Source organism: Lentimicrobiaceae bacterium (assembly GCA_023227965.1).
Taxonomy (GTDB): Bacteria; Bacteroidota; Bacteroidia; order Bacteroidales; family JALOCA01; genus JALOCA01.
In genome coordinates this window covers 141235-156223 of record JALOCA010000001.1, presented here as the reverse complement: position 1 = coordinate 156223, position 14989 = coordinate 141235, and the positions used below count along the sequence as shown (strand labels likewise).

Sequence of the window (14989 nt, the reverse complement as noted above, 5' to 3'; positions counted from 1 at the left end):
ATGAAAAATTTATATAAGTTTTACTTTAAAAAAACAGGGCTATTTGTTTTTATGTTTTTTTTGAGCACTTTTGCCATGGCAACGCTTACGCCCCCCTCTTTTAGCCCGGCAGCCGGAACATATACAGGTTTAGTTAATGTAACAATATCGTCCAGCGTTGGCAGTACTACCATAAGATATACGACGGATGGCACTAAGCCTACAGCTTCCTATGGTACTATTTATACCTCTCCGGTATCAATTACACAAAGTACTACACTAAAAGCAGTTGTATATAAAACAAATAACCCTGGAAATATAAGCACAGTTACAACCGGTATATACTATATAAAATGTAATGCACCCATTTTCAGTCCCGTTGCAGGAACTTATACCAATCCGCAAACTATTACAATTACCAGTAACACATCTGGAACAACCATACGATATACAACTGACGGAAGCACACCAACTCAAACTAACGGAGCCATTTATACAGCACCAATTACAATAAGCACATCTGCTTCACTTAAAGCAATAGCATATAAAAGCAATATGTTGGACAGTGATGTTACGAGTGGTATGTATATTATTCAAACTGAGCAGGTAGCCACACCAACCTTCAATCCCGCACCCGGTACTTACAATACCTTTCAGAATATAGTTATTTCCTGTGGAACCAGTGGATCCACAATACGATACACAACAGATGGAAGCATTCCATCACAAACTAATGGTACTATTTATACATCTCCGGTTGCGATTTCATCCACAACTACACTGAAAGCGATTGCTTATCATAACAACATGAATAATAGCGAAATTGCTTCGGGAGTTTATACTATTCAGTTGCTTCAAGCAGTAGCACCTGTTTTTAATCCACAACCCGGTACTTACACCACCATTCAACAAGTTACGATTAGTTCAACGACAACGGATGCTACTATTAGGTATACTACAAATGGAACAGCTCCAAGTTCAACGAATGGGACACTGTATTCTTCTCCTGTGGAAATATCAGAAACCACAACCTTAAAAGCCATTGCCTATAAAACCGGTATGATTAATAGTGATATAACAGCTGGAACATATACTATTCAGTTGGAGCAGGTTGCACAACCTTCATTTTCTCCCGCTGAAGGAATTTACAGTTCAGCCCAGGATGTTATTATTGCTACAACAACTTCCGGAGCTACCATCCGTTATACTACCGATGGCAGTACACCCGGCACAACCAACGGGACAGTGTATTCTTCTCCTGTTAATATAAGCAATACCACTACACTAAAGGCTATTGCTTATAAAACCGGAATGCTTAACAGTGAAATTTCTTTGGGAACATACACTATTCAATCATCGGGCTTATGTACAGTAACAAAATCAAATGGAGGAGGGTTTTCTACAACAATATCCTCTGTAAGTCAGAATTTAAATGGAACTTATACAATAGTGTTAACCGTTGAACATGATGGCTGCCCAGGTCCTGTTTGCAAGGAATTATCTCATTACTCCATTGAGGCAATTCCCAATACCTACTCAAATGTTTCCGTCCAAATTATTTCCGGTAACATGAGCTATGGAAATATTAACATGGGTCCTAATCTGGGAAGCGACCCTTTTCAGGGTTTTAAAATTGATAACACTTCCGGTATAGGAGATGGGCAAGCCGGTATTTTTACCGTAACTTATACCCTAAGTTCTTTACAAGCACAGAGAACATCCGCAAAAGCAGGTACTAATAGTCAAATAGCAAGTTTTACGCTTCAGGAATTTCAATACGTTTTTAACTGTGGCGTTACTAATACTGTAGCTACACCTACTTTTTTACCAACACCCGGAACTTACACAAGCACACAAACAATTTCAATTTCGACAGAAACAACCGGAGCAACTATAAGATATACTACTGACGGGAGTAATCCCTCAACAACTTCCGGTACTATTTATGCGGGCACTTTTGAAATCAGTTCTTCCACAACTATTAAGGCTATAGCCTATAAATCAGGCATGACTAACAGTGGCATCGCCACAGGAAGCTACATTATCAACTTAAGCCAAGTTTCTGTTCCCGTTTTTTCCCCGGTTGAAGGCACGTATGGTTGCGAACAAACCATTACCTTAATTTCTGAAACTGCTGACGCAACAATTAAATATACCCTTGATGGAAGCACTCCTACACAAACAAACGGTATCACTTATTCTGCCCCGTTTACTATCAGTAACACAACTACGGTGAAAGCCATTGCATTTAAAGCAGGAATGGCAAATAGCACTATGGTTACAGCAACTTACGCAATCGAACAAAATCAGGTAGCTGCGCCTGTGTTTTCACCGGTAGCAGGAAACTATACTTCTGCACAGCTTGTTACCATTACATCTGCAACTGAAAATGTCATAGTAAAATATACCATTGATGGTACAACTCCCAGTCAATCCAACGGAATAGTTTATTCCGAACCTATTACTATTAGCACCTTCACAGTATTGAAAGCCATTGTCTATAAAGACTGTGCACTCGATAGCGATGTTTTTTCCGGAATATACAATATTCAATCCGGAACAGGAACAGACAATGATCAGGATGGTGTGGCAGATGACGATGATGAATTTCCTTCAGATCCGGCAAGGGCTTTTAACAATTACTATCCTGCATATAGCTATGGAACATTAGCTTACGAAGACTTATGGCCAGGGAAAGGTGATTATGATTTTAACGACCTCGTTCTCGACTATCGTTTTAATGTTATCACCAATGGAAATAATAACGTTGTAGAGCTATTCGGAACCTTTGTAATCAATGCTTTCGGGGCTTCATTTGAAAACGGTTTCGGCTTTCAACTTGGCGATGCATCATTCAACCAAGCCGATTTAATAGTTACAGGATGTGAATTGACTGAAACTTACATTATGCTAAATAACAATGGAACAGAAGCAAATCAATCTATCCCCACAATCATAGTATATGACAATGCATACAAACAAATGCAGCATCCGGGTACCGGTATTGGTGTTAATACTGACCCCACAGCTACTTACGTAACCCCTGATACTTTGAATATTACTATTACTTTTCCTACAAATGCCTATTCCTTCAACCAACTGAATATTTCCAACTTCAATCCCTTTTTAATTGTTAACAAAACCAGGGGCAGAGAAGTGCATTTGCCCGACTATCCCCCGACAAGCCTCGTTGACCCTTCTTATTATGGCACTTTCGATGACAATAGCATTGCTTTGCAAGGACGCTATTATAAAACCGAACTTAACCTGCCCTGGGCTATAAACATTTATGAAAGTTTTGCTTATCCTATTGAAAAAACTCCTGTTCTGCAAGCCTATAACCATTTTGCAGAATGGGCACAAAGCGGAGGTACGCTTTATCCCGACTGGTACAGGGATTTATCCGGCTATAGGAATATGGGAAATATCTATCAAAAACACTGATTATAAAATAACAAATTGAGGTGTAATAACTTTAATGCTTAAGCAGCCAAACCTGTTTGTACACTTTTTTTACTCTTTCTTTTTGCTGGAGGGCAGACTCCAAAGAAGTAAATTCATTTAAAACAACCCGGTAATTTGCATTGTTTTTAATCATTTTTGTGTTAGTGTATCCTGCTTTCTGCAATTTACTAACAGCTTCTTTGGCTTCGTTTTGTGAATTATAACTACCGTAAACCAGATAATATTTTACAATTGAATTCATTGTCTCTATAGACGTTGCAATAGGCAAGCTGTTACCATGATTTAAGCCACAAGTATCCGGAGGAGCTAAGGGATCTGGCTCGGTGCCCATCCATACACAAACATATCCCTTATAAATACCAACCCCCAAGGTCTTCCAGTTTGCACCCTGCCATTTGTTCCTGCTCAGAAAAAAATCTGTAACCAAATCATTTTGCTGCCAGAAGCTTACTATAGAGTTTACATTAAGTGAGTCATTTTCAAAATACACCATTTCATACCCTTTCCCTTTGTAGCCTGTTAACTCCTTTGGCTTTTCCGTCATACAAGCTATACTGCTCATATCCTTATTATAACAACATTTCTTCCAAACCCCAAAGGCAGACCAACTGTGCAAATTACAAAAATCTTCATCCGGAAGATGGAGCGCCAAATCATTGGCATGGGTACGGGCAACAAAGCACAGTTGCAAAGATAAAGGCAGTTTTGGCTGTGAATCACCTACACGCAGATCATTCAAAGCACAAAACAATTTATACTCATCTTTTGATAAACAATAATTTATAGGTATTTCAAACAATGGTTTAACCGGAGTTTTCTTCTTTTGTGCAAAGCATTGAACAGATATAAAAAAAATAAATAAGCATCCGACCGTAAAGAATATCCTTTTCATAATTAACGCACTGAAACTGAATTTTGTTTTTTATTAAAAAGTAGCCTGATTTCCCGCAAAAGAAGCTCCTTATCTTGTTTATCTGGTAAAAAGTTACGCAATTTAACCCTGGCAATTCTTACAAAAACAAAAAACTGGTATAGCATTGAAATGGTATAGGATACAGAAGCTGTTATACCAGCACCCAAAAGACCATATCTGGGAATCAGAATAATACCCAGTCCAAGTGTAAATACCAAACCAATACCTGAACTTACAGTATTATGATGTGGTTTTCCTTTCCCTGAAAAATAATGGCTAAACATCATAGAAACAGCCAAAGATATTATACCCACAGCCATAGAAGAAATAACTATCCCTAAACCGGAAAAGTCCTTTGCAAAGACGAAAGAAAACACATCCGATGGGATTAATAATAAAACTATAACAGCCAACAACGTAAGTAAAAACGTAAATTTGACAAACATCAACGTAATCTGCCGGGCATACTCCTCATCATCAGAATTTGATATCCGGGAATATTGCACCATAGCCGCACTTTTCCCGATAAGCCATACACTTTCCGAAATCTGTACACCCACAGAATATACACCTAAGGCGGCTCTTCCCATGCAACCTTCTATAATATAGTAGCTTAACCGATAATTAAATAATTGAAAAATACCGGCTAACTGAATGTATGTTCCCAAACGAAACATTTCCCTAAGCTTAGCTGGAAGTTCCATAAGATCAGTAAATACTAAGTATTTATGAACAGCTACCAAACTGATAATAAAAAATATTCCCAGCGATAAGTACAGTGCATACACAAAAGCATGTGGATTTAGTATTCCAAAATAAAAAATAAAAAGCAACAGGAAGGTTATCCGCAACACCATTTCTCCAAAAGTAAAAACATTATACAGTTTTATTTTTTCCTTCCCCAGCAGAATGGTTATGTTGATATTCATAAGCGACTGGAAAAGCGAAATAAAAAAAACATCAAAAGTAAATCCTGCAGGAACCATGTGTAAATAGCTCAGCAATACACTGCCCAATGCAGATGTAATAAGTGCCCATCCATAGGAGGCTATAAAAAGTAAAAAAACAGCATGCCGTGGCACCAAAAAAGCAAGCGAGCTACCTCCAACTATACTACTCATAATCATATTAATAGAAATAGCTAACACTATCAATCCTATTGTACCTACGTGCACAGCACCCAAATACCGGGCATTAATAACCACAATACAAAAACTAAATATTGCAATAGAAATACGAGCCAAGGTTGTTCCAAGTATATTTTTTAGCATACAATCGTACAAAATACGGGTCAAAGATAAACTTTTACAGTTTTATATTTTTCTTTACGTTTGTAAAAAATACCATTTACCCACGGTGATAGCAAGTTTATTATTTCGGTTCCTCAGTTCCACACAGTTTCTCATCAATGAAAAAATGACAAGGGAAAAAATCAGCAGGTATAGTTCGCTATTCAAAGGGAAACTTTTAGATATAGGTGCTGGTGAAAAACCGTATCAAAAACTATTTACACAAGCTGAAAGCTACACAGGCACCAATACATGCCGACATTACAATTTTATACATTCATCTATAAAAGAAGGCATTACTGATGTATGGATAGAAGATGGCACAGCCCTTCCCTTTCCTGATGCAAGTTTTGACGGAATCGTTAATTTTCAGGTATTGTCGGTAATTTCGCAACCAGATAAATTTTTTAAAGAAATGCACAGGGTATTGCAACCCGAAGGCATGCTAATGCTGACAACGGATTTTCTTTACCCCAAATGGAGCCCTGAAGATGTAATGCGGCATACCGACGTACATCTTCGTATGCTTGCTTCCAACAATGGTTTCGAAATTGTTGCAATGGAAAGCTACGGTGGATTTCAGACTATGTTTTACAGTCTGTTTATTAGATATATTCGCAGTTATCTTGCTATTTTAAAAAAGAAAAAATACAAGCTCCAACAAATTCTGTTTGGACTCTTTTACTTCTTCATGCTATTAGGACAGCCATTTTATGCTCTCTGGGGATTTATTATTTATGGGCTGGAAAAAAATACAAGGGATATGTTCGACTATACGATGGATGTAATGATTATTTGCCGGAAAAAAAATTATGAAATTAAATCCAAATAAGCTTTTATAATCTACAAATCAACCTCATATACCTATTTTCCTTTTTAGCTGAAACAAAAACTGGACACCGATAAAAGCATATTTTTTCCCGTCAATAAAAGTATATTGATTTGTAAACGAAAGCGTATGCAAGCCCCCTGGATACTTCGAATCTTTAAAAGGAGCAATAAATCCAATAGAGTTTTCTTCAAATTCTTCAGGAGTAAGTTTTTGAATAGCATTAAGGCAAATCCGGCTTCCATAGGTAACAGAACAATCCTGTGCCGGGCGGATTAAATTCTCATTCATCATAAATAACTGTCCTGCAGAGCGCGAAGAGCGTATATCCGTTTTTATGGGGTTATTGCCATGAGGTTGATATTGCCCAAAAATTTCTTTGGAAAAATAGGCATATAACTTAGTATTACTATGGGTATCAGATGTAAAAAGCAACCACCATAAGTTGTTAAACCTGAACAAAACAGGATCAACTGCGCGAACACTCTCAAGTAAAACCGTATGAAATTCAAAAAGCCCGTTTGCAACATTTAGACGAAAAATTTTGAGACAGCTGCTTTGGTAACATTCAGGTATACAATAGATATTACCTTCATTTTCAAAAATATACGGAAAAGAAAAGTGGTTGGCTCCGGATATAACCAACTTCCTATCGTTTACATTTACAGTTGCCTCATTTAACAGACTAAACTGTGTAATATTCGCTTTTTGCTTTTTATAATCATACAATTCACACAAAAAATAATCTTTTTCATTACTGGTATAACTAAAAATGTCGGCAAGATATCGCCCCCGCTTTATTTCCGGTAGCCAATGTATATCCATAGCATCCTCGGCAAAACGTTTTTCTACAAATTGATTTACAGACATTTTAACAACACCTACATTCCAAATTTCGTGACGGAAGAGTTCTTTATAATGAAATGTAATTTTGTTTTTAAGAATTAACAATAAAAATTTTGCCATTTTCCAATTACCTGGCACATAACGCATAGGAGCAGGAGATGTACTTTGCTGAAAATTGAAATAGGGAGCTGTCCCTTGCTGTATGTCGCGACAAACCTGTAAAAGCCACTCGGAGGTTCCCGAAAGTAACTGATTCATATTTGCGGTAAAAGAATGGTTTATAGTTCCCCAATATCCTTTCTTCAAAATAACCCCACTATCAAGCCGAGCAGTAAGCCGTTGCAAAATTGCGGCTGTAACCGGATTCCCTTCATAAATTTCCCAAAAACAGGAGGGAACACCTCTGTAAAACTGTTCATCGTCATGATGGTATGACCATACACCATATTGAGCTACCTGCAGAATTTCACCTTTAATGATGCCAAATCCAAATCTTACAATAAAATCAAGTCGGTAGCTTTTTATTGCATTAACATCAGGATCAGAAAAATATTCCGAAAAACCCTCTGCACGTGTTGTACAATGTAAAACCGGAACATTTGCAAAATCCGTCGTCATATCAACAGATTTTTTTGCATCTGGCTTTACCCTAAACCGCATAAACATTCTAAATAACAGTTTTTTATACGGATAAACCCACAGTTTTTTTCTCCATGAAATTTGTTCTGGCAGGTTAGCATCCATGACTAATAATGCTGCGGTTATTCCATTTTCATGCAATAACCGCAGAGCTTGTGCCTGCCATTGCTGGAAAATATAACTATTGCATAATATACCGTACCTAAGTTCCAAAAAATGCAGATTATGAAGTTAATACCATTTGATAGAGATTATTATATTGTTTTACAATAATTTCTGGAGAGAATTGACGTACAGAAGCGCGCAGTTTATCAGGAGAATAGTTTTTACAATTTTTTATCATAAAAAGAAGAGCATCTTCCAGTTGGCGAGGGCTATCTACATCAATAAGTATCCCATTTCCCTCATTAATATAGCTTTCGGGTCCACCACAGCGAGTAGCAATAACAGGTTTTCCCAACGAGAGAGCCTCAGCAGTTACTATTGAAAACGTTTCTGAATAGCTGTTTGTAACCAGAAAATCAATAACAGGCAAAAAACTGCATATATAATCATGATCCTGTCTTCCGTGAAAAAATACTTTGTCGGTTAATTTTAACTGTTCCACAAGTTGTTTAAAGGCTTCGGCATCGGGTCCATCACCTACCAAATGGTACTCAAAGGCAGAAAAAATGGGCTTGATATTGGAAAGTACATATAACACGCTACTGATATTCTTGGTTTTATCCACCAAATCAGAAACTGTTGCGATAAATATTGTATTTCTTCCACCCCTGTTTCCTTCTACAGTATCCGTTTTGGCTGTAACATCTACCATATTGGGTATCACCTGCATTATTTGATTGTGAATACCGGCTTGCACAAGCTCCTGCATCAATCTTTCTGAAACGCAGGTAAAAGCTTTGGCACGAGCAGCAACAAAAGATGTTATCTTTTTGTATAGCAGATTTTTATTTTTATATTCATTTCTTAAATACCTTGACCAGTGTTCGGTAATAACATAAGGAATCCCGTAAAACAACTTTAATCCATATGCCATTACAGCCGGACGGGTTAATACATGAACGTGAACCAAATCAGGTTTTTTATTTGTATTTTTCAGTATTTTCCATGCTCTTACAAAAGCCAAAAGCCATTGTGCAAGGTTATACCATCTTGCAATCCAATTTAAGGGTTCCTTCGCTCTGAAATATAGCTGAATAAGACGATAATTGAAATTTTGGGTATCTGTAACTGTTTTTTTTTCATCAAGTTCAGCTTGGGGGTGTAATGCAATTACTGTAACCTTATGATTTTTTGCAATTTGTAAAGCAAGGCTTTCAATAAAAATACCATTAGTAATATCCGATGTATTGGGGTACCATTTTGTCAGAAACAGCAAGTGCATAATAAAATAGTCTTCATTGCAAACCTACATCTATTTTTAAATATATCTGCAATAGTTGAAAAAAGTCTTTTTCAATATTATGTCAGTAGCTTATTGAAAAGTCAGATTACCAAAAGTTTAAAAAAATGATAAAATATTTTAATTTTTAGCGGTTTATACATTCAAAAAAGCATGGTCTATATAATAGGCAGCATTCTTTAGTCTTTCTTTTCCCTTTCCCGACACGACAGCAAAAGGGAATTGCATTTTTTTCAAATATGTAAGATACTTTTCAAACAGAAAATCACGTTTATGCGGATGCTCCCGCATAGGATCCTCTTCCCAAGGTAAATCAATATTACAAAGCAGATAGAGGTTGTACCGATGGTTAACAAGTTTGTTTTGTATCCAGGGGTGACAACGTCCGTATTTTACTTCGCTCCAGATTGTCGTAACCAAAAAATCGGTATCACAAAAAATAAAATTTCGTGCTGATGCTATTAAAGATGTTTCTAACTGTAATTGTCCTTGTGCTATTTTTAATATATCTTTTTCTTCATAGGCGCGGTTTATCAAACCAAGGTATTTTCTGGCATATTCAGGAACAAATACAGTATTGTAATATGCTGCTAATTCTTGAGTTAGCTGCGATTTCCCGGTTGATTCGGGTCCGGTGATGGCTATTCTGTTAACCAATATTTTTTTTAAGAATCATTAATTTTTTTCTCCATTCCAGATAACCCGAAATGGCAAGAATTAAAAAAACAATAAATTGAAAACTTGTAAATATCAATTCTTTATATGCAAACATCGGGATAACAAGTGCATCACCGATAATCCAGGCAATCCAGTTTTCAATCTTTTTCCGTGCCATCTGCCACATGGCAATAATAAATAATGCCGTTGTAAACGAATCAAGTACAGGAACTGTACTGGGGGTGTACCTTTCAAGAATAAACCATAATATTCCAAAAAACAGTAAAAAAGCCAGCATATTAAAAATAAGCTCTTTTTTATTGCATCGTGTAATAGAAATTTCTTTACTATTTTCATCCTTACGACTCCAGTTGTACCAACCATACACACTCATCACAAAATAAAAAGCATTGATGCCCATATCTCCATACAATCCGGCAGAAAAGCACAGATACACATAAATCAGCACATTAATAATACCAGTAGGATACACCCTGATACTTTCTTTTTTGGCATACCAAACACTTAATAGTCCAAAAAAAACAGCTATAATTTCAATATAACTTGTATCAATAAGATTTTGTTTCAGTTGTTCAAGCAGGGTTTTTATTTCCATCAGCGACGGTCGGAATTAACTATTTTCAAAATAAAAATGGAATGAGGAATTTCGCAAGTTTTTTTTATTTCCCTTGTAAGCAATGACATTACTTCATCATATTCACCAACCATTTGCGTACTCATCCCATTAGTGGTTACACTTACCCTTTCATCTTCGCCCAACCGATGGATAAAGTCAACAATTGAAGGAATAAAATCTTCTTTAAGAGGATAATAACTAATTTCGACAGAGATGATCATAAGAAAAATTTGTTTGACAAATTTACAATGAAAAAAATCTTATATTTGAAAATAATTTCAATATTCATTATTATGTATAAATTTTCATTTATAGTGCTGGTGTCTGTGCTTGTATTACTCATTTTACCTGGATGTTTAACCGTCGAGAAAAAAGTATATACATTTGAAATTACCGGAAAAAACTCAGGAAAACTTACTGTAAAATTTATCAATATTATGTCGGTAAAAGACGGAGACACCGATGTTTCCAACGAAGATTTCGATGAATTGATCAACACCTATATTGAAAGTGATGAAATTGAAAAAGATTACCCGAAAGCTACAAACATACAAAAACGACTGTTTGAAGAAAATGGACAATTATGCGCAGAAATGATCCTTGAGTTTCCCGATTTGGAAACAGCACGTTTGTATCAGTACAATCCCAAGTCACCTTACATGTTTTGCGTGAAATCGGCTTACGACTCCGAAAACTATATTGCATCCAATGGAACCTTTGGTGGAGAAATAATGCCGGTTGTTTTCTGGGATACAAAACTAGAAACGCTAAGTCTTACCACCGAAATAACCAAACCCGACGAAAGTACAGTCAGCTTAGTAGATAAATACAGGCAATGGAAAAAATAGTTGCAATATAATATTGATTATTACGGCATACAATAAGGAAAATTTAGCAAAAGTTACCGTTTGATATACACAATCTTTTTAGTAATAAAGTATTCTTCTGTAAAAAAATCAGACAAATTAAAGACCTTGTATTTCTTTTTTATAGAGCATAACTCATCTTCCAAATCCCCCCCCTTCAGATAAAGAATACCATTAGGCAAGTTGTTAAAGCCTCCGGAAATAATTTTACCTTGTACCCATTGAAAAAATATAGGCAATTGTGTAACTGCTCTACTTATAACAAAATCAAATTTTTCCTGCACTTGTTCAACTCTTTTTTGCTCAGCCTTTACATTTGTAAGCCCCAAATCCTTAATCACCGCATTTACAACCTGAATTTTCTTACCTATTGAATCTACCAAATAGAAATTGCAACCGGAAAACAATATGGCAAGCGGGATTCCGGGAAATCCTCCGCCTGTCCCCACATCCATAATTGAAGTTCTATCCTTAAAATCAATCACTTTAGCAATGGAAAGGGAATGTAATACATGGTGCTCATATAAATGTACAATATCATTTCGTGAAATCAGGTTAATCTTCTGGTTCCAATTTTCGTAAAACGCCTGCAATTGTACAAATCGTCCTATTTTCTCGTGCGATAATCCGGGAAAGTATTTTTCTATTATTTCCATATATTATAACAGCAAAATTAGATAAAATTCTATCATTATAAACATATTTATGTTTTTACAATTGATTTTCAGAGAAAAATGATTGTAAAAAATAATTACATCTTTTAGTTTATATTATAATTTTGTTCTGTACTTTTGTAAATACGGTTTTGCTTTTTATTGATATTTTTTTAATTTTTTATATCTGACAATGGCTAAAAGGTATTCACTTGTTAGTTTTTTCATTATTTTAATCTTTTTTCCCGGATTCACTTTCGCACAAATCAACGAAAAAAAGTTAACTTCCGCAGAGTATATTGAAAAATACCAATCAATGGCTTTGTGGGAAATGAACGAGTTTAAAATTCCAGCAAGTATTATTCTTGCTCAGGGGATTTTGGAAACCAACAGCGGTAACAGCGTCTTTTTTAAAAAATCGGGTAATCATTTTGGTATCAAATGCCATAAAGATTGGGAAGGAGATACAGTATTAATAGATGATGATGCACAGAACGAGTGTTTTAGAAAATATAAAAACGATATTGAGGCATTTCGTGACCATGGACTATTTTTAACAACCCGGAATAGGTATGCTTCGCTTTTTTCGTTAGATATTACTGATTATCGCGCATGGGCTGAAGGTCTGAAAAGGTTGGGTTATGCTACAAATCCCAAATATGCAGAAGCTTTAATAAGAATAATAGAGTCCAATAAATTATATGATATTGATAAAACATCTAAAGAGATTATTTTAGCGAAGGAATCTGCAATTGCTAATACGAGCGACTGTTCAAGGTTTTTAAAGGGCTACATTCATCCTACAAGGGATAGGTTTCAAGAAAAGAAAAAAATAAAAAATAGAACTGTATATGTTAATAATAAAATAGCGTTTATTTTTATTGAAGAAGGAGATAATTTTTTTAAATTAGCAAGTGAACTCAATACAAGCTTGTATCAGATTTGCTGGTATAACGATATGAAAAAAACCGATTGTCTTTCCGAAGGGCAAATCCTTTATATTGCTAAGAAAAAGAGAAAATCAGGCGCTGAAAAACACGAAGTTCAGGCATACGAAAATTTATACAGCATTTCGCAATTATATGGGGTTCGGCTAAAAAATCTTATTAAATATAATAAACTACCAAAAAATTATGAAGTTAAAAAAGGAGATATGGTTTGGCTTCACAAGAATAAAAATAGATAATTCTTATAACGCTTTCTTCTTTTTTTGTTGACGGCGATATTCCTTTCGTTGTTGTCTTAATGATTTGTTCTTTATCTTTTTTTCCTGTTTGGTTGCAATTTTTTCATTTTCTCTTTTTTCCTTTTCATCAGCTTTAAGCTGCATCTTTTCCTCTTTACTTATTTTTCTGAGTTCTGGCAATGCTTCACGAATTGCCAAAGTATCTGCCTGAATTTCTGATTTAACGGGACTTTTGCTTATTTTACGCTTGTCACCAAAAACAAAGTTGATTCCAAAATTTAGATTACCATATTTTGATTTATAAGGACTTAAAAATGTTATTACGTTGTCTGTCATTGTATATAACTGAACAGAACCTACATTCAGAGCAAAACCAAACCCTAAGTTTAAATAGTTATTAGTCATCAGGGAATATCCAGTCATCAGGGAAAGATATTTTCCAAATTCATGGTTATAATGAATTGTAAGTGCGGTTTTTAATTTTGACTGATAAATATCGGAACGAATAAGCAAACCCAGATGATCTCGTTGAGATACATCATACATTCCACTAAGATATATTTTAGAAATTAAGTTGGAACGATATTTACTATAAGTGGTTTTTAACCCTAAATTAGCAGACAAGGAATCAATTACCTCATTAATTTTATCATCAAATTTTGTAGAATCATTATCAAAAAATTCATTAATATCTATTCCTCTAAAAGTGTACGAACCAGTTGATTTGCTGGAAACTAAATTTTTAGTATTTGATTTCCAGTTGATATATCCCAAGTCAATTATACTTGCACCAAATTTTAATTTATCATTGTATTTATATTGAACACCCAAATCGAATGCCAAACCTGAATTTTTAAATTTCATTAGACTTTTTGAAAAATTCTTTCCTTCAATTGAAAAATCAACTGAATCTTCTGGCAACATTGATGTCCCTGGCAAAGACGAATAAAGGCTAAAATCCGTTTTTACGGTTAGGGCATAATCCGAAGGATCGGTATAAATGCTTATATCCGATTTTTTTGTATAAATATTAGCTATCCCAGCAAGGTACTTTACCTTTATTCCGGCAGTCCATTTCTTATCAATCTCACGCGAATATCCTATTCCAATTTCATGGTAATAGTTTGCGTTTAGTCCTATACTTTTAAAACTTACATTTTTACCAATAAAACTGCTATTGCCTTTTACCAAAAAGTCAAGCATATCTTTTGTATAAAATACTGTACTATTAAAGCGTTCAGAAAGGTTAAAATGCAAATATCCTTTTTTTATTTTAAACCCAAATGCAATAATGTCATTTTCAAGCCCAACAGACAAATAATTATTTTTCTTTATGGAATTTAACAATTTATCCGTGGAAAAATGAACCGAATCATCAGGTGTTTTGTATAAAACATTTTTCACTGTAAAACCACTGTTCTCGGTTTGAAACTGTAAACCTGTTAATCCTGGAAATCCGATATAATAAGAATAGCATGGGGTATAAGCAGGATTTGTAGAATGTTGCAAGGGTAATGCTCGAATAAATTGCGCATTATAGCCTTGTTGTGCAAATGCTTTGTTTATAATAATAAGAAGAAGAATTAGAAACAATATCCCCGAAATAAATTGCATTTTTTTCATAG

Annotated in this window: 13 protein-coding genes; 4 read left to right on the top strand and 9 right to left on the bottom strand. The window is 35.1% G+C overall.

Annotated features, from left to right (window positions below; genetic code table 11):
• A complete protein-coding gene (locus M0R21_00600) occupies nt 1-3423 on the top strand; it encodes a chitobiase/beta-hexosaminidase C-terminal domain-containing protein (GenBank protein ID MCK9616315.1) in 3423 nt (1140 codons plus the stop codon).
• Nucleotides 3424-3454: 31 nt separating this feature from the next.
• Here the strand turns inward: M0R21_00600 and M0R21_00595 are convergent, their stop codons facing one another.
• Together M0R21_00595 and M0R21_00590 are read right to left on the bottom strand one after the other, a co-directional pair.
• Entirely contained in the window at nt 3455-4183 is a 729-nt protein-coding gene (locus tag M0R21_00595; protein ID MCK9616314.1) for an SPOR domain-containing protein, read from the bottom strand.
• A gap of 155 nt (nt 4184-4338) precedes the next feature.
• Entirely contained in the window at nt 4339-5652 is a 1314-nt protein-coding gene (locus tag M0R21_00590) for a polysaccharide biosynthesis C-terminal domain-containing protein (GenBank protein ID MCK9616313.1), read from the bottom strand.
• Nucleotides 5653-5773: 121 nt separating this feature from the next.
• Between M0R21_00590 and M0R21_00585 the strand changes: the two genes are divergently transcribed.
• Nucleotides 5774-6478, top strand: a complete 705-nt coding sequence (locus tag M0R21_00585; protein MCK9616312.1) for a class I SAM-dependent methyltransferase — start codon at nt 5774-5776, stop codon at nt 6476-6478.
• 24 nt (nt 6479-6502) lie between these two features.
• Here the strand turns inward: M0R21_00585 and M0R21_00580 are convergent, their stop codons facing one another.
• The 5 genes from M0R21_00580 to M0R21_00560 form a co-directional block, all read right to left on the bottom strand.
• Nucleotides 6503-8173 carry a hypothetical protein gene (locus tag M0R21_00580; GenBank protein ID MCK9616311.1) on the bottom strand — a complete coding sequence of 557 codons (1671 nt, stop codon included), beginning with the start codon at nt 8171-8173 and terminating at the stop codon, nt 6503-6505.
• A 10-nt stretch (nt 8174-8183) separates the two neighbouring features.
• The gene (locus M0R21_00575; protein MCK9616310.1) at nt 8184-9347 is read right to left on the bottom strand and encodes a glycosyltransferase; all 1164 of its coding nucleotides are present in this window, start codon (nt 9345-9347) and stop codon (nt 8184-8186) included.
• A 153-nt stretch (nt 9348-9500) separates the two neighbouring features.
• Nucleotides 9501-10022: an ATP-binding protein gene (locus tag M0R21_00570; GenBank protein ID MCK9616309.1), complete on the bottom strand. Its 522-nt coding sequence runs from the start codon at nt 10020-10022 to the stop codon at nt 9501-9503.
• Entirely contained in the window at nt 10015-10638 is a 624-nt protein-coding gene (gene pnuC / locus M0R21_00565) for a nicotinamide riboside transporter PnuC (GenBank protein ID MCK9616308.1), read from the bottom strand. The genes M0R21_00570 and pnuC overlap by 8 nt, the downstream gene beginning before the upstream one ends.
• A complete protein-coding gene (locus tag M0R21_00560) occupies nt 10638-10880 on the bottom strand; it encodes a thiamine-binding protein (protein ID MCK9616307.1) in 243 nt (80 codons plus the stop codon). The genes pnuC and M0R21_00560 overlap by 1 nt, the downstream gene beginning before the upstream one ends.
• Before the next feature lie 72 nt (nt 10881-10952).
• Here M0R21_00560 and M0R21_00555 point away from each other — a divergent pair, with 72 nt between their 5' ends.
• Nucleotides 10953-11507 carry a hypothetical protein gene (locus M0R21_00555; GenBank protein MCK9616306.1) on the top strand — a complete coding sequence of 185 codons (555 nt, stop codon included), beginning with the start codon at nt 10953-10955 and terminating at the stop codon, nt 11505-11507.
• Between the two features lie 53 nt (nt 11508-11560).
• Here M0R21_00555 and rsmG read toward each other — a convergent pair whose 3' ends face one another.
• Entirely contained in the window at nt 11561-12181 is a 621-nt protein-coding gene (gene rsmG, locus M0R21_00550; protein MCK9616305.1) for a 16S rRNA (guanine(527)-N(7))-methyltransferase RsmG, read from the bottom strand.
• Nucleotides 12182-12494: 313 nt separating this feature from the next.
• Between rsmG and M0R21_00545 the strand changes: the two genes are divergently transcribed.
• Nucleotides 12495-13364: a glucosaminidase domain-containing protein gene (locus tag M0R21_00545; GenBank protein MCK9616304.1), complete on the top strand. Its 870-nt coding sequence runs from the start codon at nt 12495-12497 to the stop codon at nt 13362-13364.
• Nucleotides 13365-13367: 3 nt separating this feature from the next.
• Here the strand turns inward: M0R21_00545 and M0R21_00540 are convergent, their stop codons facing one another.
• On the bottom strand, nt 13368-14987 hold the full coding sequence (locus tag M0R21_00540; GenBank protein MCK9616303.1) for a DUF5723 family protein: 1620 nt from the start codon (nt 14985-14987) through the stop codon (nt 13368-13370).
• Nucleotides 14988-14989: the final 2 nt, after the last annotated feature.